The sequence below is a fragment of the Streptomyces sp. NPDC059852 genome (genome assembly GCF_042731455.1).
Taxonomy (GTDB): Bacteria; Actinomycetota; Actinomycetes; order Streptomycetales; family Streptomycetaceae; genus Streptomyces.
Genome location: NZ_JBHWJK010000001.1, coordinates 149451 through 169787, shown reverse-complemented (window position 1 = coordinate 169787; position 20337 = coordinate 149451). Strand labels below are relative to the sequence as shown.

The 20337-nt window shown below is 69.1% G+C and carries 17 protein-coding genes, 2 tRNA genes and 1 pseudogene; 4 read left to right on the top strand and 16 right to left on the bottom strand.

Annotation, left to right across the window (positions count from 1 at the left end; all coding sequences use genetic code 11):
* Positions 1-57: 57 nt before the first annotated feature.
* Positions 58-1071 (bottom strand): methyltransferase domain-containing protein, encoded by a 1014-nt coding sequence (locus ACFV46_RS00800; protein ID WP_385496584.1) that lies wholly within the window; start codon positions 1069-1071, stop codon positions 58-60.
* Positions 1072-1169: 98 nt separating this feature from the next.
* Here ACFV46_RS00800 and ACFV46_RS00795 point away from each other — a divergent pair, with 98 nt between their 5' ends.
* Positions 1170-1583 carry a globin gene (locus ACFV46_RS00795; protein WP_361924074.1) on the top strand — a complete coding sequence of 138 codons (414 nt, stop codon included), beginning with the start codon at positions 1170-1172 and terminating at the stop codon, positions 1581-1583.
* Between the two features lie 21 nt (positions 1584-1604).
* Here ACFV46_RS00795 and ACFV46_RS00790 read toward each other — a convergent pair whose 3' ends face one another.
* The 7 genes from ACFV46_RS00790 to ACFV46_RS00760 form a co-directional block, all read right to left on the bottom strand.
* Positions 1605-2297 (bottom strand): hypothetical protein, encoded by a 693-nt coding sequence (locus tag ACFV46_RS00790; RefSeq protein WP_385496583.1) that lies wholly within the window; start codon positions 2295-2297, stop codon positions 1605-1607.
* Positions 2294-2722: a thioesterase family protein gene (locus ACFV46_RS00785; RefSeq protein ID WP_151784065.1), complete on the bottom strand. Its 429-nt coding sequence runs from the start codon at positions 2720-2722 to the stop codon at positions 2294-2296. The genes ACFV46_RS00790 and ACFV46_RS00785 overlap by 4 nt, the downstream gene beginning before the upstream one ends.
* A 6-nt stretch (positions 2723-2728) precedes the next feature.
* On the bottom strand, positions 2729-4393 hold the full coding sequence (gene ettA / locus ACFV46_RS00780) for an energy-dependent translational throttle protein EttA (RefSeq protein ID WP_361924077.1): 1665 nt from the start codon (positions 4391-4393) through the stop codon (positions 2729-2731).
* Positions 4394-4884: 491 nt separating this feature from the next.
* Positions 4885-6303, bottom strand: a complete 1419-nt coding sequence (locus ACFV46_RS00775; protein WP_376726657.1) for a Cys-Gln thioester bond-forming surface protein — start codon at positions 6301-6303, stop codon at positions 4885-4887.
* Positions 6304-6564: 261 nt separating this feature from the next.
* Positions 6565-7032, bottom strand: coding sequence for a single-stranded DNA-binding protein (locus tag ACFV46_RS00770; protein ID WP_385496582.1), 468 nt, complete (start codon positions 7030-7032; stop codon positions 6565-6567).
* Between the two features lie 287 nt (positions 7033-7319).
* The gene (locus ACFV46_RS00765; RefSeq protein ID WP_385496581.1) at positions 7320-9575 is read right to left on the bottom strand and encodes a GTPase; all 2256 of its coding nucleotides are present in this window, start codon (positions 9573-9575) and stop codon (positions 7320-7322) included.
* A 3-nt stretch (positions 9576-9578) separates the two neighbouring features.
* Complete coding sequence (locus ACFV46_RS00760; RefSeq protein WP_385496580.1) at positions 9579-11186, bottom strand: dynamin family protein; 1608 nt, start codon at positions 11184-11186, stop codon at positions 9579-9581.
* Positions 11187-11507: 321 nt separating this feature from the next.
* Here ACFV46_RS00760 and ACFV46_RS00755 point away from each other — a divergent pair.
* Positions 11508-11580, top strand: a tRNA-Arg gene (locus ACFV46_RS00755).
* Positions 11581-11815: 235 nt separating this feature from the next.
* Here ACFV46_RS00755 and ACFV46_RS00750 read toward each other — a convergent pair.
* Positions 11816-12241, bottom strand: coding sequence for a hypothetical protein (locus ACFV46_RS00750; protein WP_385496579.1), 426 nt, complete (start codon positions 12239-12241; stop codon positions 11816-11818).
* Positions 12242-12408: 167 nt separating this feature from the next.
* Here ACFV46_RS00750 and ACFV46_RS00745 point away from each other — a divergent pair.
* Positions 12409-12809, top strand: a pseudogene (locus ACFV46_RS00745) (NUDIX hydrolase).
* Positions 12810-13224: 415 nt separating this feature from the next.
* On the opposite strand, the gene ACFV46_RS00740 reads toward ACFV46_RS00745, so the two are convergent.
* From ACFV46_RS00740 to ACFV46_RS00720, 5 genes are all read right to left on the bottom strand, one after another.
* On the bottom strand, positions 13225-14466 hold the full coding sequence (locus tag ACFV46_RS00740) for a helix-turn-helix domain-containing protein (protein ID WP_385496578.1): 1242 nt from the start codon (positions 14464-14466) through the stop codon (positions 13225-13227).
* Positions 14467-14755: 289 nt separating this feature from the next.
* Complete coding sequence (locus ACFV46_RS00735) at positions 14756-15340, bottom strand: hypothetical protein (RefSeq protein ID WP_385496577.1); 585 nt, start codon at positions 15338-15340, stop codon at positions 14756-14758.
* Between the two features lie 976 nt (positions 15341-16316).
* Positions 16317-16805 (bottom strand): protein-export chaperone SecB, encoded by a 489-nt coding sequence (locus ACFV46_RS00730; protein ID WP_385496576.1) that lies wholly within the window; start codon positions 16803-16805, stop codon positions 16317-16319.
* A gap of 1 nt (position 16806) precedes the next feature.
* Positions 16807-17265, bottom strand: a complete 459-nt coding sequence (locus ACFV46_RS00725) for a helix-turn-helix domain-containing protein (protein WP_385496575.1) — start codon at positions 17263-17265, stop codon at positions 16807-16809.
* Positions 17266-17279: 14 nt separating this feature from the next.
* Entirely contained in the window at positions 17280-17627 is a 348-nt protein-coding gene (locus ACFV46_RS00720; protein ID WP_385496756.1) for a type II toxin-antitoxin system RelE/ParE family toxin, read from the bottom strand.
* A 464-nt stretch (positions 17628-18091) separates the two neighbouring features.
* Here ACFV46_RS00720 and ACFV46_RS00715 point away from each other — a divergent pair.
* Positions 18092-18247, top strand: a tRNA-Arg gene (locus ACFV46_RS00715).
* A gap of 213 nt (positions 18248-18460) precedes the next feature.
* Here the strand turns inward: ACFV46_RS00715 and ACFV46_RS00710 are convergent.
* On the bottom strand, positions 18461-19123 hold the full coding sequence (locus tag ACFV46_RS00710) for a response regulator (RefSeq protein WP_376726671.1): 663 nt from the start codon (positions 19121-19123) through the stop codon (positions 18461-18463).
* Positions 19120-20247: a sensor histidine kinase gene (locus ACFV46_RS00705; protein ID WP_385496574.1), complete on the bottom strand. Its 1128-nt coding sequence runs from the start codon at positions 20245-20247 to the stop codon at positions 19120-19122. Before ACFV46_RS00705 ends, ACFV46_RS00710 begins: the two co-directional genes overlap by 4 nt.
* Positions 20248-20337: the final 90 nt, after the last annotated feature.

Below are 20337 nucleotides of genomic sequence, written 5' to 3'. Positions count from 1 at the left end.
AGGGGCGGTCGTACGGCCTCGTCGAGCCGTACGACCGCCCCTGCGCCGTAGAGGGGGTCAGCCGGGCAGCGGCCAGGCGTACGGTCCCTCGGGGTCGTCCAGCCAGGCCCACGCCCGCTCGCCGCGCACGGTGATCCCGTACCGCTCCCGCCGCGGCCGGTCCTCCCGCTCCCAGAGCGCGTACGCCTCCTGGGGGTCCAGGCCGCCCCGGGTCAGCGCCAGCAGGAAGCGGAACAGTTCGTGGTCCCGGGCGCCGCGCGGCAGCCCGCCCACCTCGACGGGCTCCGGCTCCGACCGGGACGCCCCGCGCAGCGGCACGAAGTAGGCGGGCGTCGCCAGGAAGCGCCCCTCGGCGTGCCCGGCGTCCGCCACGGTCAGCACGACCAGTCCGGTGGCGAACGGCGTCAGGACGCGCGCGCCCGGGCGGCACTGGGCCAGCCAGGCCCGCGGGACGGACGGCAGCGTGCAGGTCGCGATGATCCGGTCGAAGGGGGCGCGTTCGGGCACCCCGCGCGCCCCGTCGCCCGTCACCACGGCGGGACGGTGGCCCGCGGTCTCCAGATGCCGTCGCGCGGACTCGGTGATCTCGGGCTCCAGGTCGATGGTGGTGACGAGGCCGTCGTCGCCGAGCCGGTGACCGAGCAGGGCCGCGTTGTAGCCGGTGCCGGTGCCGATCTCCAGCACCCGGTGCCCGTCCGCCACCTCCAGCGCCACCAGCATCATCGCCATCAGGGACGGCTGGCTGCTGGAGGAGAGCAGCTCGCCGTCGCGCAGCCGGGTCGCGAGCGGGGTGTCGGCGTACGCCCCGCGCATCCAGCGGGCCCGCGCGGCCGGGTCCGGACTCTCGCCCCAGCGCCGCTCGTAACCGCCGGTGACGCCCACGTAGTAGTACGGCACGAAGAGATGCCTGGGCACCTGCTCGAAGGCGTCCCGCCACACCGGGTCGGCGTCCCACGCCCCGCTGAGCTCGATCTCGCGCACCAGCGCGGCGCGCGCCGAGACGGCGAGTTCGTCGAGCTCGTCGGTGTCGTCGGTGTCGTTCAGGTCGTGGTCCGGTGCCTGCGCGCCCATGGGTCCACTGTCCTGCGGAACCCGTCCCGCGGCGACCGCCCCGGCCTTCCCGGGCGGTGGTCCTAAGCCTGGAGTCCTCCGTCCCCGCGTCTGAGACCATGGACGATGTGAATGAGATTCGGCGCGGCACGCTTCAGGAGCAGACCTTCTACGAGCAGGTCGGCGGGGAGGAGACCTTCCGCCGCCTCGTCCACCGTTTCTACGAGGGTGTGGCGGAGGACCCGCTGCTGCGGCCCATGTACCCGGAGGAGGACCTGGGTCCGGCCGAGGAGCGTCTGACCCTGTTCCTGATCCAGTACTGGGGCGGACCCAGCACGTACAGCGAGAACCGCGGCCATCCCCGGCTGCGGATGCGCCACGCCCCGTTCACCGTGGACCGCGCGGCCCACGACGCCTGGCTGAAGCACATGCGGGTCGCCGTGGAGGAGCTCGGCCTCTCCGAGGAGCACGAGCGGACGCTGTGGAACTACCTGACGTACGCGGCGGCGTCCATGGTCAACACGGCGGGCTGACCACCCTCCGGGGCCCTGTCGTCAGCGGACGCTGACGTCCAGCGCACCGAGCCCCGCCCGGCGTACGGCGACCGACCCGAAGGGCGTGCGCAGCCGGAACCAGGCGCCGGACGAGAGGAGCTCCACCGGCTGCCGGTCCGTCTGCGCCGCGTCCGCGCGGCCGCGCAGGAAGCCCAGGGACTGCGCCGCGTGCACGGCCCGCACGGGCAGCCCGGTGCCGCCGACCGTGCGGGACCAGATCTCCCGCCCGATCCGGTCGAGTTCGGCCCGGGTGCGCCGCTCGGGCGGCAACTCCCCGGTGCGCGAGCGGAACTCGGCGACCGCCGCGCCCACCAGCGCGCGCAGCGCGTCCGGCGCGGGCAGCCCCGGCTCGTGCCGCCAGCCGCCGCGCGGGGGCAGCACCCCGGCCCAGGGCGGGCCGGTGACCGCCGCCGGGACGACGGCCGTCGCAGCCGACTCGTCGACGGACTCCAGCAGTTCACCGGCCGAGACGGTCACGTCCAGCGTGACGTCCAGGCCGTTCTCGTACGGCTTGGCCAGCCGCACCGCGCGGATCGCCAGCACCTCGAAGGAGGGCGGCCGCCCGAACACGGCGAGGGCCGTGCCGGCGGCCTGGAGGCGGACGGCGGCGCCGCGGTCGTAGTGCAGCAGCCGGGAGAGGAAGGCCGCGAGATCCGCCGCCTCCCCCTCGTCGGCGAGCTGGAGCACCGTCATGCGGCGACGGCCTCCTCCTCGCCGGCCTTCTCCCGGCCGTCGTCCGTGTACTCCTGGAGGAACTCCCGCTCCTCCGCGGTGATCCGGCGCGGCCGCTGCGCCTCGAAGTCGAACGGCACGATCACCGTCGACGCCCGGACGTAGACCACGTCCCCGTCCTTCACCTCGTAGGTGAGGGTGAAGGACGCGGCCCTGATCTCCGTGACCCACAGCTCGATGTCCACCGGGGTGTGCCGGTGCACGAGCTGCCGCTTGTAGTCGATCTCGTGGCGCGCCACCACGGACCCCTGCTGGAAGTCCTTCTCCGGGCGGAACAGGAAGTCGATACGGGCCTCCTCCAGATAGCGGAGGAACACCACGTTGTTGACGTGGCCGTAGGCGTCCATGTCCGCCCAGCGCAGTGGGCAGCGGTAGAGGTGCCGCAAGATCGATCAGCCCCGGGTCAGCTTCTTGTAGGTGGCACGGTGCGGACGGGCGGCGTCCGGTCCGAGCCGCTCGATCTTGTTCTTCTCGTACGACTCGAAGTTGCCCTCGAACCAGAACCACTTGGAGTCACCCTCGTACGCGAGGATGTGCGTGGCCACACGGTCCAGGAACCACCGGTCGTGGGAGACGACCACGGCGCAGCCGGGGAACTCCAGCAGCGCGTTCTCCAGGCTGGAGAGCGTCTCGACGTCGAGGTCGTTGGTCGGCTCGTCGAGGAGCAGCAGGTTGCCGCCCTGCTTCAGGGTGAGCGCGAGGTTCAGGCGGTTGCGCTCACCGCCGGAGAGCACACCGGCCGGCTTCTGCTGGTCCGGGCCCTTGAAGCCGAACGCGGACACGTACGCCCGCGACGGCATCTCGACCTGGCCGACGTTGATGTAGTCCAGCTCGTCGGAGACGACGGCCCACAGCGTCTTCTTCGGGTCGATGTTCTCGCGGCTCTGGTCGACGTACGAGATCTTGACGGTCTCGCCGACCTTGATGCTGCCGGAGTCCGGCGTCTCCAGGCCCTGGATCATCTTGAACAGCGTGGTCTTGCCGGCGCCGTTCGGGCCGATGACGCCGACGATGCCGTTGCGCGGCAGCGTGAAGCTCAGGTCGTCGATGAGCAGCTTGTCACCGAAGCCCTTGGTGAGGTTGTTGACCTCGACCACGACGTTGCCCAGACGGGGGCCCGGCGGGATCTGGATCTCCTCGAAGTCCAGCTTCCGCATCTTGTCGGCCTCGGCGGCCATCTCCTCGTAGCGGGCCAGACGCGCCTTGGACTTGGCCTGGCGCCCCTTGGCGTTCGACCGCACCCACTCGAGCTCTTCCTTGAGGCGCTTGGCCCGCTTGGCGTCCTTCTGGCCCTCGACCTTGAGACGGGTCTGCTTGGTCTCGAGGTACTTGGAGTAGTTGCCCTCGTAGCCGTGCAGACGGCCGCGGTCGACCTCGCAGATCCAGCCCGCGACGTTGTCCAGGAAGTACCGGTCGTGGGTGACGGCCACGACGGTGCCCTCGTACTTGGCGAGGTGCTGCTCCAGCCAGTTCACCGACTCGGCGTCGAGGTGGTTGGTGGGCTCGTCGAGGAGCAGCAGGTCGGGCGCCTCCAGCAGCAGCTTGCACAGCGCGACGCGGCGGCGCTCACCACCGGAGAGCGTGGTGACGGGCCAGTCGCCGGGCGGGCAGCCCAGGGCGTCCATGGCCTGCTCGAGCTGGGCGTCGAGGTCCCAGGCATTGGCGTGGTCGAGCTCCTCCTGGAGCTTGCCCATCTCCTCCAGCAGCGCGTCCGAGTAGTCGGTCGCCATCTGCTCGGCGATCTCGTTGAAGCGGTCGAGCTTCCCCTTGATCTCGGCGACACCCTCCTGGACGTTCTCCAGGACGGTCTTCTCCTCGTTCAGCGGGGGCTCCTGCAGCAGGATGCCCACGGTGTAGCCGGGAGACAGGAACGCGTCACCGTTCGACGGCTGCTCGAGGCCCGCCATGATCTTCAGAACCGTCGACTTGCCGGCGCCGTTCGGGCCGACGACGCCGATCTTCGCACCAGGGAGGAAGTTCAGGGTGACGTCGTCGAGGATCACCTTGTCGCCGTGCGCTTTGCGCGCCTTGCGCATGGTGTAAATGAACTCAGCCAAGAGAAACCGTCCGGCAGCTTGAAATCAGGCAGTGGGCAGATACACCCCATCTTGCCGCACCGCCACCCCTGTGCGGAAACGCGTATGCCGGGGCGGCGCTGACCTGGGGATTTCCCATCGCCCCCGGCGACCCCACCGTCACAGCGGACGCTCACGCCGCGTAGGGCGCCCGCCGACTCCGGGGGGATCATGACCAGAACATGCCCGACGAGCGGACGGGCGCAATGGCCGGCTCCCCCTCCAGGTCCACGACCCCGACCGTCTGACGGTGGCGCTGGGCCTCGAACCACCGCCCGGGTGGATCGCGGAGCACGAGATCCGTCCGCGGCGGCTGCGCGAGGTCTACGGGCCCCGGGGGTGTGCTGAGGACGCGCCGTGACTGTGACTACGGGTGGCCACCCGCCACATCCGTCCTCGGAAGGGCCTGTCCACCTGGGCCCGACCGGTCCGCCGGCCTGCGTTCCGCTGGGGGCGCAGGCTGGCGTCCGGGCTCAGCCCTGGGTCCGTGCTTCCCGCTTACGGATGGCGACCAGCACCGCTCCGCCGATCACGACCAGGCCGATCGCGAGGCCCGCGATCAGTGGGGTCATGTCCGAGCCACCGGTCGCGGCGAGGTTGGTGTCGTCGGACGGGGAGCCGACCGTGACCGGGCTGGGCTCGCTCAGGGTCTGCGTCGTGCTGCCCGCCGCGTCGGCCTCGCCGGCCCGTGTCATGCAGTCCAGCACGCCCGCGAACCGCTTCTGGAAGCCGCCCGGCCCCTGGATCGTGAAGTCGTACGCCTGGTCCTCCTGCAGCGGGACGGTCACCGTGCGCGACTCGCCGGCCGCGATGGTGTACTCGATCCCGAGCAGTTCGAAGGTGAACGCCTCGGTCCCCTTGTTGGACGCGGTGATGTCCACGCCGCCCTTGTCGCAGTTCTCCACCGCGGACAGTGCCGGTATGGCCCCGGTCTTCGCCCAGGTCGCGCTCGCCGTCGCCGAGACGGTCGACTCGCTGGAGCCGGCGAGGATCTGCGTCTGGCTGCGGTTGTCCGCCGCCAGGGCGCGTCCGACCGGCACGGTCGTCGATGCCTGCACGGTCAGGTCGGCCTGGCCGTCCGCCGCGTCCTCGGGGACGTCGAAGAACAGCTGGCTGCCGTCCACGGCCGAGGTGACGGCCTCGCCGTCCCGGTCCACGATCCGCACCCCGCTGGTCGCGGCGTCCGCGGGCGGCGCCACGGACACGCTGGCCGCGTCCGTGTGCACCGTCACCGGACCGAGCCGCTCACCGGGGTGACCGGAGACCGCGGGCGGGTCGAGCGTCAGGGACGCACGGGGTTCGGCCGTGTTCCGCGCGTTCCCCTCGAGGTAGTCCGCGAGCCGCTCGGCCTGCGGATCCACGGCCTCGACGTCCACGCCGTCCGAGTAGCGCCAGATGGCCACCTGCGTACCGGCCGCCGCGTCCTGCTGGGTGAGGACGCCGTCCAACCCGGCCCGGTCGGCCAGCGCGGCGAGATCGTTCACCTGCGGGTAGGAGTTCTGCAGGATCCAGCGGATCTTGCCCGCGTCCTTGTTGGCGCCGAGCGAAGTGCTGCTCCACGGGGTCTCGTGGTATCTCGCGTCACGCTGCGTGGGGTTGTGGATGTCGACGCAGTACGTCTGGAGGGCGCCGCCGCCGTCGACGGACATCTCGAACAGGCCCGCCGAGAGTTGCTGGTCACCGGCCTCGGTGTGCACGACCGCGGCACCGTACGTCTTCAGGCCGCCTATGGTGGCGGTCGCCCCGCCCTGGTTCAGCGTCGCACTGTCGGCCGCGGCGGTGCCGGCGCCGACCGCCACGGAGGCGGCGACCAGTCCGGACACCAGGGTCGTGGCGGCGAAACGGGCCGCCCCTCGCCCGCGCACCGACAGCGCGGAGAACGCAGCAAACACTAAATTCCCCTTCGAGCAGGACCCGTTGACGTGGGGGGTACGGTCCCACCAGCAGAATCAGAAGCCCCGTGAGCTATGCCCGGCATCCTAGGTACGCGGCGCACCACGCTTCCCCGGGATCCCGCCGGACGGCCGATCCGACTCGTAATCGTTATCGCCAAGATCCTTTGCGGGCAGGGCTTATCGACAAATCCACCGGGGTCGTTCGGCGCGCATTCGCCGATAAGCCGCAGTCCGGTCAGCTCGGACCTGTGACTGACCTCACGTCACCACCACGGCGTCTTCCGCCTGTTGACTCTCCGGCACCGCGGGCGGCGGTGTCTCCCACTCCGGCTCGGGCTGCGCGGTCCCGGTGGCGGCGCCCGGCTCCGGCCTCGACGCTCGCCGGAACGCCGAGGTGCCCCGCGCGAGATCGTGCCCGATCGCCGTCGCCTCGAGGTCCGCCGACATCCAGCTCTGCCCCTCGCGCACGTCCGACCGCACCTTCAGCCGGCCCTGCACCACGACCGGGTCCCCCACATTCAGCGACGCGGCCGCGTTCGTCGCGAGCTGCCGATTCGCCCACACCGTGAAGAAGTTGGTGTGCCCGTCGGTCCACTCGTTCTTCGTCCGGTCCAGGTACCGCGAGGTCACGGCCAGCCTGAACCGCGCCGACGGCCCCGTCGGCAGCTCCCGGTACACCGGCTGCGTCGCCACGTTCCCCACCGCGCAGATGATCGTCTCGTTCATCTCGAACCCCCTCCAGGCCCGGCCCCTGTGTACCGGGCCGAAACGCGTACGGGCCCGTCCCGTACGGCTGCGTCCGGCCTGCCGGCGGCACGCCCCGGTACATCCGGGATGCGCCGCCGGCGCCGCGGCCGATCGCGACCGAACTCGTCCATCGCGATCGCCGCGGAGCCAGACTGCCTCCGTCGGGCCGAGCCCGCTGAGCCCTGTGGACCACGGCCCGAGCTGTGGATATCTCCGGCACTCGTGTGGGTGACCCCCCGCGCCACCCATCGGCCCAACCGCCCGGGTCACCTCGCCGGCGACCCCACCCCCATCACCCTCCCGTACTGCTCCCGGACCTCCCGGTACCGCAGCAGCTCCGCCGCCACCGGATCCAGCACCCGGGCCCGCCCGCACCCGGCCGCCGCCTCCCGCAACCGCCGTTCCGCCTCCTGGCCGTAGCGTCGCGCGGGTCCGCGGGCCGCCATCCGGCAGCCCCACTCGACGAGCGGCCCGCCGATGATGCCGGCCACCATGAGCAGCACCGGCACGCCCAGGTTGGGCGTCGTGACACCGATGATCTGCGCCGCCAGCCAGAGCCCGCCGACGACCTGGAGGATCGTCATGGACGCCTGCACCAGCACGGCCGCCGGCCACCAGCCCGGCCGCGGCGGCCGCCCGGGCGGCAGTCCGGCCCGCGCCCCCAGGTCGTCCAGCGCCTCGGGCAACCCCTGGGCACCCCGCACGGCCGCCTCGCGCACGGCCTGCGCCCACGGCGTGGGAAGCCCGGCCGACGCCTGCTCCGCGACCGTCCGCACCGCCTGCTCGACCCGCTGACGTGCCGTGGCCTCCTCGTCCGCCTGGACGCGCGGGGAGAGCCGTCCGGTCGTCGACTCGCCCCGGTCCTGGTACCACCGCCACAGCCGCAGCCAGGGCGTCCCGCACGCGCGGTTGGCGTGGCGCAGCCAGGCCCGCTCGGCGGCCTCGCCCGCCGCGGTGGCGCCGATGGCGTCCGCGAGCCGGGCGGAGAACTCGTCCCGCGCCTCCTCGCTGAGCCCGGTCCGCCGGCTCGCCGCGTACACGGGCCGCAGCCGCAGTCCCGCGGAGTCCACGTCGGCGGCGATCCGGCGCGCCGCGGCACCGCGTTCCGCCACGAACTGCCCGAGCGCCTCCCGCAGATCGCCGACGCCCTCCCCGGTCAGCGCGGACAGGGCCAGGACGACGGCACCCGGCTCCCCGTGCTCGCCCAGCGCGATGCCGTCCTCGTCGAGGAGCCGCCGCAGATCGTCGAGGACCTGGTCGGTCGCCTCCCCGGGCAGCCGGTCGATCTGGTTCAGGACGACGAACATGATCTCGGCGTGTCCCGCCATGGGCCGCAGATAGCGCTCGTGCAGCACCGCGTCCGCGTACTTCTCCGGGTCGACCACCCAGATGACCGCGTCCACGAGCCCCAGCACCCGGTCCACCTGCTCCCGGTGCTGGACGGCCGCCGAGTCGTGGTCCGGCAGGTCGACGAGGACGAGTCCGCGCAGCTGGCCGTCGGCCGCCGCGTTCTGCGCGGGCCGGCGGCGCAGCCGGGGCGGGATGCCGAGGCGGTCGATGAGCCCCGCCGCGCCGTCGCTCCAGCTGCACGCGAGCGGTGATGCGGTCGTCGGCCGCCGTACGCCCGTCTCGGAGATGGTGACGCCGGCGAGCGCGTTGAACAGCTGGGACTTGCCGCTGCCGGTGGCACCCGCGATGGCGACGACCGTGTGCTGCCCGGACAGCCTGCGCCGGGCGGCCGCCTCGTCGAGGACCCGTCCGGCCTCCGAGAGCGTCCGGTGGTCGAGCCGCGTACGCGACAGACCGACCAGCTCACGCAGGGCGTCGAGCCGGGAACGCAACGGCCCGTCGTAGGCGAGCGGCGTCACGGCGTGCGGGGACACGGACACACGGGGCTCCACGATCGCGGTCTGCTCCCCGGCGGTGGTCTCGTTCACGCGCCGCGCGATCAGCCCGTCGTCCCAGGGCGTCGAGGACTCCGTACCCCCGGAGGACGATCCGGGGGCGGTGCCGGCTGAGGAGCCGTCGGCAGCCTCCGCACCCGAGGACGACCTGCCGCCCTTCGCCGATCCCTCGGCGCTCTGCGCGGGGCCGCCCCGCGCGGGCGACGGTTCGGCCTCCGGCCGTCCCCCGGCCTCCGGTACGCCGACGGGGTGGCCGGACGCGTCGTCGGGCGCCGGCGTGTCGGCGCCCGTACGACCGCGTGCCTCGGCGGCGGTCCCGCGCGCGGGGTCGCTGTCGGCCGCCACACGCGTGTGGCCGTCGTCCGTGGGACCGCCCGCCGGGACCTCCCGCTTGGCGGGCTTTCTCCAGAGCTTGCGTCGGTCGGGCTCCTGGGCGCCGGCCTCGTGCGAGTCGGGCCCGTCCACCGCGCGAGCGACCCCGGCCGGAAGGCCGTCCGCCGGCGAGGCCCCGCGCGGGGCGCTCTCCCCGACAACGCCGTGGCCGCCATGGCCTCGGTGGCCGCCGTCCTCCTGCTGATCGGCGTGTTCCGTGTGGTCCTGGTCAGTGACGGCAGTCACCGGTCACCTCTCCTTCTGCAGTACGGACAACGCGGCGATGAGTTCGGCCTGGGGGTCGGGATGGACTTCCAGGGCGTCGAGCGGGGCGAGCCGGCGCTCACGTTCGCTGAGCATGACCCGGTCCAGGTGCTCGTTGAGCAGCCGTCCGGCGCGGTCGCGCAGCCGCAGCGCCCCGTGGGCCCCGATCCGCTCGGCGAGCCCCTCCCCGGCGGACCGTGCCCGGCGCCCGCCGAGCAGCGCCGTGGCGACGAGCGCGGTGACGACCTCGGGGTCCGGGGCGACGCTGCGGTCGAGCTCGGTGACCTCGTCCTCGGCGTACTCCTCCAGCTCCCGGCGCCATCGCCGTACCGCCACGCCGATGCGGTGCTCCACGCTCTCGGGCCGGGGGTCCCGGGCCGTCAGCTCAGGGGCGGCGGCCGCCGGTTCGCGCCGCCAGGCGTCGTCGACGCGTTCGTCGGCGGCGGTGACGGCGCACAGCAGCAGGGTGCTGAGGCTCTCGACGAGCGAGTCGAGGAGTTCCCCCGCGGTGCAGTCCAGGGGGAAGGCCCGCCACCGCTTCAGGGCGTCGCCGGCGAGTACGGCACCCGCCTGGAGACGGCCACGCACGCGTGCGTACTCGCTGTCGTACGCGGCGTCGACCGCGCCGGTCAGCCGGAGCGCGGCGGCGTACTGGGCGGCGGCGGCCCCGGCCAGCTCGGGCATGCGGGACTTGAGGGAGTCGAGCAGGCCGTTGGCGGTACGGGCCATGGCGTGGGTCCTGGCCGCCGGGTCCTGGACCTGATGGGTGAGCCAGGTGCGCAGCGATGCCACGGCCGTCGCCGGGAGCAGTCCGCCGCCCCACGCCGACTCGGGCAGTTCCGGGACGGTGAAGCGGGGCACCTCGCCGAGTCCGGCCTTGGTGAGCAGGGCGCCGTACTGCCGGGACACCTCGGCGACGACCTGGTGGGGGACCCGGTCCAGGACGGTCACGAGGGTGGCGTCGTACTCCTTGGCGGTGCGCAGCAGATGCCACGGCACGGCGTCGGCGTACCGGGCGGCCGTCGTCACCATGATCCAGATGTCGGCCGCGCAGATGAGCTCGGCGGCCAGGGCGCGGTTGTCCGCGATCAGGGAGTCGATGTCGGGCGCGTCGAGGAGGGCGAGGCCGGCCGGGAGCGTGTCCGCGGTCTCGATCCGCAGGACGCGCTCGGCCTCCTCACCGGGCAGCATCAGCTCCTCGGCCGGGTCCTGTTCGGGGGCCCACACGCGCGTGAGGTCGGGTAGGACACGCATTCCGCTGAACCAGTGATGGTCCTCCGGATGGCAGACCAGCACCGGGGTGCGGGTCGTCGGTCGCAACACCCCCGCTTCGGTCACGCGCCGGCCCACGAGGGAGTTGACGAGCGTCGACTTGCCGGCGCCGGTGGACCCGCCCACGACGGCCAGGAGCGGCGCTTCGGGCTCTCTGAGGCGGGGCACCAGATAGTCGTCGAGCTGGGCGAGCAGTTCGTCACGGTTGGCACGCGCGCGTGGCGCCCCTGCCAGGGGCAGCGGGAAGCGTGCGGCCGCGACACGGTCGCGCAGGGCGGAAAGTGCGTCGAGCAGCTGAGGCCGTACGTCCAAGGTCACCACATGCGAAGAATGCCCAATTTTAGGGGATTTCTGAAGCATATGGCCATGTCTGCGTGCCGATAGGACACAAGGGACGGAAGGGGCGACCGGGACAGAGGCATAGTCCAGGCATAACGAGTGCACAACACCCGGTGCGCGAGAGGCCAAAAGCAGTGCACGATTCGTACCTGCCTGCGATTATCAGGACCGCTTCACTGAACCTCCACATCGAGCCACGGAGGCGAAGCGACAGGGACACGGATGCGGGAGCCCTATCCTTGTCCCCGGCAACGTCACGGAACGGCCCACACCCGGGCAGCACGAACGAGGCCACCACAACCGGCCCCCGTAGCTCAGTGGATAGAGCAGGCGCCTTCTAAGCGCTTGGCCGCAGGTTCGAGTCCTGCCGGGGGCGCCCAGTCTCCGCCCTCCCTCGGGAGGGCGTTTTTGCTGTTCAGAGCAGGTTCAGCGCCACACGACGAAGCCCCGGGCACTCCCCTGCCGATCATGGGGAGACTCCGGGGCTGTCCGGCTGTCACCGGGTTTCTGCGGGTCGCTGTGTCGAATACGTGTCGAAGTCTTATGCCGGCGGACGGCTCAGTCGGCGCCAGGCAGGTCGGGCAGATCCCCCGCGGCTTCGAGCCGCCTCTTCAGACCTGAGCGGGCGGCACCCCGTCGTTGAGCCACTTGGTCAGGCGGGTGTGCCGGTTGTCGTACACCCGCTTACCGGTCGGCGACTCGAAGAGGTGGGGAGGCAGTACCGCCCTGCGAGCACTCCACCAGGCCCGGCGAATGACGGAACCCGCCAGGATGCCGCCGTTCTCCCCCTGGAACAGGAGATCACTCGGCTTGAGTCCCCCGTCCTCGATGTGCTGCCGCAGGATTCGAGTCAGCGCGGGATGACCCGGCACGGTACGCGTGTCCCCCTCGGCCCGGCCCTTGAGGTCGCTTTCCTCGTGGATCTCTCCTGTGTCGGTCCACTGCTTCCCGACCTCTGGAGTCGCCGTGTAGATCACCAGTTCGCACCACTGATCGTCAGCCTCAGCACTGGGCAGGCTCACATCCCGTACACGCATGGCTATGGCTTCCTCGGGACGTGGACCTCAGTAGTAGAGCGTGGCGAAGAAGGCATGCAGCCGTTTGCCACCACGGGGACGCCGGCGGATGCAGTCAAGGAGCGCCGCCGCCTGCTCCGCGTTCATCAGGCAGCGCTTCCAACTCGGTATCCGTAGCCGGAGCCGTGGTGCGCGAGGACGGGCACCTCCTGGCGACCCGCCGCACAGACAAAGGAACTTGGGAGCTCCCCGGCGGCGTACCCGAACTCGAAGACACCCCCGAAGCGGGCGTGGCCCGCAAGGTCCTGGAGGAGACAGGCGTCCAGGTCGAGGTGGACGAACTCACCGGCGTCTACCAGAACACGACCCGAGGCATCGTGGCCCTGGTCTTCCGCTGCAACCCATCCGGCGGCGAGGAGCGGACGGCCGACGAGTCGACCGCGGTCGCGTGGCTCACTCCCGACGAGGTGGCGGAGCGCATGTCCGAGGTCTTCGCGATCAGACTCCTGGATGCGTTGTACGGCAGTTGTACGGCAACGGACTTCACGTACAAAGTCACGACGGCCGGCACCTCATCACAGCGGGATAAGACTTTCCCTACTTCATCGAGGCCCGCGCACGGCGCGGGCGCGCGCCGCCTCTGCGGCGCGGCCTGCCTCCTGTCTTCGCCCCGGCTGGCCGCGCCCGGCGGCGCGCTACGTGCAGCGGGCAGAAGCGTGGACTCATCCGCAGGTCAGAGAGGTGCCTCCGGCGGGGGCGCTCAGGCTCCGAGAGGACGGGAGCGCCGTTCGCGTAGTGCCGCCGTGGTGGCGCGTGTGGGGAGCTCCCATCCCGTCTGCCGTCGACCCAGGCAGAGCCGAGCAGTCACGATTCAGGGCGTCAAGGTCGTTCATACAGTGGCGCGCTCCACCTTGACGCCCTGAATCGCGCCCGCTCCACGGTGTGTGGGTCGACGGCAGACGGGATGGGAGCTCAGGTGAGTGGTGAGCTGACGTTGACAGCGTCTACCTGCTTTGGCTGGGTTGCGGATTATCCTGGGCATCCCGATCTGCAGGTGGCCCTACGATCATCGCCTGCACCAAGGAGCTAAGAATTTCCGCTCGCTGCTGTGTTTCGAGACGGGCATCAGCAATCAGCCTCTCAGCAGCTAGATATCGGGAGAACTCAGGCGGCTGATCGAAGTACGCGCGCAGATGCTCGGCAGCAGTTTCCTGTGATGCGACGAAAGTTCTGCTCACGTAGCCAGAAAGAGCAGCGGAGACTGCGCCGAGTGCACCTGCTACGACGGCGCCAGCCGTCGTGCTGGCGAAGAAGGCCACTGCGGCGAAGGCGACTAGCAAGATGAAACCGACAGCCATGGCGATCTGGGCGTTGCGGAACGATTTAGCTGCTTGTTCTAGTGCAATGCCGTGGTAGTGGTCCAGTCGGCGATGGGTCACCGTCCAGAGGGCAGAAAGCGTCAAGCGCACCTGCTCCTCATCCTCCGCTTCTGAATGCGAAGCATCGGCATGGGGGGAGCGGAGTTCTTCTTCCAGTTCGGCTTCGGCCTGCCGTACCCGCTCTCGCGTTTGGGCGAGGTCTTCGTCCTGAGGTCTCCATCCAACGAGTTCGACCATCAGTCCAGCGAATAGAATCGAGAGGCCCAACAGGGCTGCTCCAGGTGCGAGAGATGCAGGATCCTTTCCTTGTAGGAACCGGACCAAAAAAAGCGCGCCAGGCAGAACGAGGGCCGCGATTACAACAATTAGGACATTGCGACGCCGGAACGCTCGGCTTCGGTTTTGCGAACCCACTCGAACTTCGGGAAGTATTTGATTTGAGTTAGAGGCACTGGATGAATGGGGAGTGTAATTCGATGCGGGTATCGTTGCGATGCTCGACCCCACTCGTATGGCCACTTGTCCGTCGTTAGATACAGGTGCGTTTTGGGACGCTTCTACGCGGATTATGCCGAACTTTTTACCTTGCGCGGTTACGCAAAATGCTCGCATCTCCGGTTGGGGGTCTAGGCGCTTGCGCGTACTTCCTACGAGGCGTTCAAATGCGCGCGGATCGACGCCGGTCAGCCTGTCCCCTGTTACATTCGGTCGTTCGTCAATACCGACAATGATTGTGCCGCCGCGAGTATTGGCGAATGCGGAGATAATCCTGCCGAGTGTGCGAGGCTGTACTCTGGCATTCTTGAATTCAAGATCTACTCCCTCGGGTCGGCGCAGGAGGGCTTCGATCTCTTCGGGTGTCGCCATGACCTTGAGACTATCGGCCGCTGAACGGCTAGTCCCATGAACTGATCGGGATGTGCACCGATCGTACGCCCCAGGCAACGTGCTCGATGGGCGGCGCAGCCTCCTGGGCCGTCCCTGGGCCGTGCGAGGTTGGCCGACGATGACAGACGGCACCCGTGGATGACCGCCCCCACCCCGCTCCGGCCTGGGCCCCCAGAGTTGATCTGCCACACTGGAAGGGTTATGCCTGCACCCGAAGAACTTGCATCCTCAGCCGCCGAGGCTTCGTCCGCTTGTTCACCGCTGCGGGTCAACCCGCGACGGGCAGCGGCTCGTGGCGGTGCCAGATCAGGTACCGGTCCTCCCTACGTAGCTCCGCGGAGCCCCACTCAATGCGCATGACGCCCTTCTCCATTGAGCAGGCGTGTGCGACCAGGACAAGCCGCACGTCTTCGGGTAGCAGCTCCAGGTCTGGGTGGACCTCGGCGTCCTCAAGCTCCCCTAGGTCCAAGTCGAGTGCTTGCTGCATGGCCGGCGGGCCGTGGCGTCGGATCAGGTCTGCCCGGAAGCCCGTGGCTCGGCGGAGACGTGCCGCCGTGACGGGCACGTCCTTCTTCGCGTAGCGGAGTGGGTAGATGAGGTTCCCGCGGACAAGCATCATCGTGCGTCCTTGGAGGCGCACTGGTTCGCCAAGTTCGGAGATGCCGGCGGCCAGTTCCTCGTATTGCACCGCATAGAGGCCATGCCCGTAGGCTTCGAGCGTCTGGGTATGGACGCCCTCCTGCCCTGTGCGTGCTCGATCATGAGCCCGGGCGAGGCAAGCCGGGATGATGTCGGCCAGTTCGCTGGCTATGTCTCCGAAGGTCTCACGTGCCCACTGGCTGGCTGAACCCACAACGTACCGCCCTTCCTTGGTGGTCTTGCAGGCGCCGAGCAGCGTCCACCCTGAACGGTGCTGCGGCCAGGCAAGTCACACAAGGTCGCAACCAGCGCACAAAGGGAGCGCACACACCGCCCCACCAGGGTTCACCGCACGTACGGCTTGCGTGCCAACAGCAGCAGATATCCGCCCAGTTCGGATCCTCGCGGTGACGGCAATCCTGACGGCAACGACGGCGGACGGCAGTGAACTTCAACAGCCCAGCATGGCGCCGGCGTAGGCAGTCCAGACGGCCCCACCGAGGCTTGCCCGCATCTTCTAAGCGCTTGGCCGCAGGTTCGAGTCCTGCCGGGGGCGCCCAGTCTCCGCCCTCCCTCGGGAGGGCGTTTTTGCTGTTCAGGACAGGTTCAGCGCACACGACGAAGCCCCGGGCACCCCCCTGCCGATCATGGGGAGACTCCGGGGCTGTCCGGCTGTCACCGGGTTTTTGCGGGTCGCTGTGTCGAATACGTGTCGAAGTCTTACGCCAGCAGGCGGCTCAGTCGGCGTCAGCCAGGTCGGGCAGATCCCCCGCGGCTTCGAGCCGCCTCTTCAGGTCCGGCAGCTGCCCTTCGACGCATCGTGCGTAGGTGGCGAGAAGCACAGGCACGCTGTTCCCGGCCCACTCGGCCACCTGAGTGGGCGGTACTCGTCGTTGAGCCACTTGGTCAGGCGGGTGTGCCGGTTGTCGTACACCCGCTTACCGGTCGGCGACTCGAAGAGGTGGGGAGGCAGTACGGCCTTGCGAGCACTCCGCCAGGCCCGGCGACTCACGGAACCCGCCAGGATGCCGCCGTTCTCCCCCTGGAACAGGAGATCATCCGGCTTGAGTCCCTCGTCCTCGATGTGCTGCCGCAGGATGCGAGTGAGGGCGGGATGACCCGGCACCGTGCGCGTGTCCCCTCCGGCTCGCCCCTTCAGGTCCCGCTCCTCGTGGAGATAGCGAGAAGAATTAGACAGCGCCATGTTCATCATTGCGCTTCTTGATCTTTTCCTCGCTCAACAACCGAAACAGATCTTTACTGTCGAGGTTGTCAAGGAAGAGACCTGGAAATCCGAGATCCGAACTCACCCTGTGCACAAGTTCGCGCACATAGGGATGTAGCGTCGCGAGAACAATTACATCCCCGTACGTAGACGCCATGTCTCCCGTTACGTCGTCCAAGTTGTGCTCATATCCGGCTTGGAACTCACACGCGATACGGAAAACTTCGTCTTCGTCCGCTAGAGCCTTCACTTCATACTGCACTGCGAAAGTGATGGATTTAGCTCCGAGCGACACGGTTGGACGCAGTTCGGTAACTACGCTGTATGGCGGGTCGGGTTTCCGATCAAGAACCTTCGCCTCAAGAGAGTTGAGGCGAATCCCCTGCAGATAGGCAGATTCATGCAACACCGAAGCAAGGCGTAGCGATTCCGCATATTCGGCTTGCGTCTGCATTTCAGTGATTCACACCCTCGCGGCGCAGTGCATACACAGCAGAAGACCAAGAAGAACTTCCGGTGAACGTGGTGTCCGCTCCATCCACAGACCACTCGGCATGGACACTGCTACGCTCGCGCCGGACGGCTCCCACTGCGTACGCATTACTGAAACGCCAGTCGCCTCCGTCATCCTTGAGTCGAACGTCAAGTCGGCAACCTATTGCCCTGGCGTAGCGCTGCATGGTCGACAAACGCGGATCCGTTCCACCCGATTCAAGCTCAGAAACTGCAGATTGAGTAGTTTCCATGCGCTCTGCAACGGCGGCCTGACTGATCTTTCGCGCCTTACGCCGCGCAACCATTCGGCGAAGTAGTGAACTGCGGCTACGTGCATCCTCGAAGGCAGCCTCGAACTCGGGATGCGCCAGTTCCTCCCCGATCAGCTCATCGAGGTCATCCAGCTCGTCTCGGTTCATGACACCCCTTGAGTCTAGTCGCGTACTGTCCAGTCCTTCAGTCTCTCGATGGCCAGATCTTTTGCTACCTTGGGAAGCTTCCTGTCTTTCTTATTGATGACATGAAGGGCAAGAAGCACTTGATCATGACTGCCGACTGGTGAGTAGAGAAGTCGGTAAGTGCAGTCACCAAAGAAAACACGGACGGCAAAGATGCCATTGCCAACCGATTCTTGTTCGTAAGGCATGTGCTCTTGCCTTACGACACGCTTCATCGCTTCAAGGATAGCCGCACGGGCCCCCACCCCAAGGCTCTTAAGATCCTCTCGAACAACATCCTTGTCGTTACGGGTCTTGTAGAACCGCCATCGTCGACTGGTCAGACTGCCCCCTCCCGTAGACGCACTCCAGCACTACGGAGGCGCTGCGTACCACACGCGGCTCCCCGCCCCTTGCTTGCGTAAGGGAAGTGTAGCTGTGAGTTACCTCCACGGAAGGGTCTTGGTTGACTATCTCGAGAGTATCGGCTAGGACCGATGACCGCAAGCTACGTACAGTTGTTTTGCCTTTACGTGCGGTGATAATCCCCTGACTGGGTGGCGGCCAGAACGGATGTCCGTCAGACCCAGACCTGCGCTCGCGAGGCAATCCCTTGACCCACATGGATACGTCAACATCATCGGAATCACTCATTCCTGTTCAGCGTCCTGGACAACGGGGCACCCTGCCGCCCTGTGTACGTGACACCACTGCGTGAGGCAGGCCGCCGCCAGACCGAGTAGAGAACGAACCTCCGAAGCGGGTGTCGGGCACCTGCGTCATTCCGAACGGTGCTGAGCGCACAGCGGCCGTAGACCACTCAGGGCCGAGTCGAATGCGTGTCGAAGTCGCCAAACGCCCGCGCTCAGCATCCAGAAAAGTGCCTGGTCAAGCCCACTGATCCGGTGGTCAGCTCAAGCGCCTTCTAAGCGCTTGGCCGCAGGTTCGAGTCCTGCCGGGGGCGCCCAGTCTCCGCCCTCCCTCGGGAGGGCGTTTTTGCTGTTCAGGGTGGGTAGGGTACGGGAGCCCCGTGTCGGGTAGGCCCCTGCGGCTGTACGCCGCCTCTTCCGGGGCCGCCGTCCGTGTGGGTCACCAGTTCGCCGCACTGATCGTCCGCATCGACACCGGGCAGGCCCGCGTCCCGCAGCAGCCCCCCCACGCCCCACGGCCGTGCGGGTCACGAGCCGCGGGGGGTCACCAGGCCGGATTCATAGGCCAGCACCACCAGTTGGGCGCGGTCGCGGGCGTGGAGCTTGGTCATGGCCCGGTTGATGTGCGTCTTGGCGGTCGCCGGGCTGATGACCAGGCGGTCGGCGATCTCGCTGTTCGACAGCCCCTGGGCGGCCAGGGCGACGGCCTCGCGTTCTCGGCCGGTCAGGGCCTCCAGCCCTCTGCCGAGGCGAGTGGGCGGCGGCTGGGTGATGTACCGGCTGATGAGCCTACGGGTGAGGGCAGGCGCGAGCAGCGCGTCACCGCGGGCCGCCACGCGTACGGCGTGGAGGAAGTCCTCCGGCAGGACGTCCTTGACCAGGAAGCCGGCGGCACCCGCCCGCAGCGCGTCGAAGACGTACTCGTCCATGCCGTAGTTGGTCAGCATGACGACGTGTACGCCGGCCAGGGCGGGGTCCGCGGCGATGCGTCGAGTCGCCTCGATGCCGTCCATGGCGGGCATCCGGATGTCGATGAGCGCGACGTCGGGCAGAAGTTCTCTGAGGAGCGCGAGGCCCTCGTCTCCGTCGGCGGCCTCGCCCACCACCTCGATGTCGTCCTCGAGGTCGAGCAGCGCGCGGAAGCCGCTGCGGATGAGCGGCTGATCATCGATCAGCAGGACGCGGATCACGACGCTCCGTCCGTGGGGAGTTCGGCCTGGACGGTGAAGCCGCCCGCGCTGCGCGGCTCGGCGCGCAGGCGACCGCCCAGGGCCGAGACCCGTTCGCGCATGCCGAGCAGCCCCCATCCGGGAGTCGGTGCCGTGTGCACGGTGGCCTTCCCGTCGTCGTCGACGAGGACTCGGAGGCCGTTCGGCCGGTAGTCGATGAGCACCGAGGCCGTGGTGGCGGAGGCGTGCCGGGTGACGTTGGTGAGAGATTCCTGGACGATCCGGTAAGCGGTGCGGCTCACGGCATCCGGCACCGCGCGCGGATGGCCTCCGACGGTCAGCGTCGTCGCCAGCCCGGCCCCTTGGAACCTTTTCACCAGGTCAGGGACGTGATCGAGTCCGGGGGGCGGGGTGGTGTCGTCGTCCCGGAGTGCCTCGAGGGTCGCTCGCAGCTCCCGGCTCGCCTCCCGGCCGGCCTGCTGGATCGCGAGCAGGGGTTCCGGCACCTGCTCGCCGCGGCGCCGGGCCACGTGGACGGCCACCTCGGACTGCACCTTGATCACCGAGATCTGGTGAGTGAGCGAGTCGTGGAGTTCCCGCGCGATGCGCAACCGCTCCTCGTCGGCCCGGCGGAGCGCGGTCTCCTCACGGGTGCGCTCGGCTTCGTCCGCTCGCCGTTCGGCCTGGCGCACCGCCTCCCCCGCGGCGAAGGCGGCGATCAGCCAGGCCAGTTCAAGGGTGTGCCGGGCCTGCGTCATGGCCTCGCGCGCGGCCCAGTCGTGGGCGACCCCGGCCGTGAGGTGGAGGACGACCAGCAGGCTCACGGAGACAGCCAGCGTGAGGGAGCGGTACCCGGCTCGTACGGAGGCGTAGACGGCGACCAGGTAGGAGACGGCGAGCGCGTTGAAGCCGGCCCCGAGGTAGCCCACCGCGCACAGCCCGGTGATGACCAGGACCGCCGGCGGCGCTCGCCGGCGCGCACCCAGCGCCAGACCTCCGGCCGCCAGCAGCACGGAACCGAGCAGCGCACGTCCCCCGGAGGGGTGCGGCCCGGACAGGCCGGTGCCGAGCATCAGCGCCGCCACGGCCAGGGCGGTCGCCCAGTCGGTGACGCCGGCTGGGACAGCGAACCGTCCTTTGTTCATAGGTGCACCGTAACGGGATGCGGTGGCGGGCGAGTCCGGCTCATGGACGAGCGGTCGGCTACCACGTTTGCGGTAGCCGACCGCTGTCTG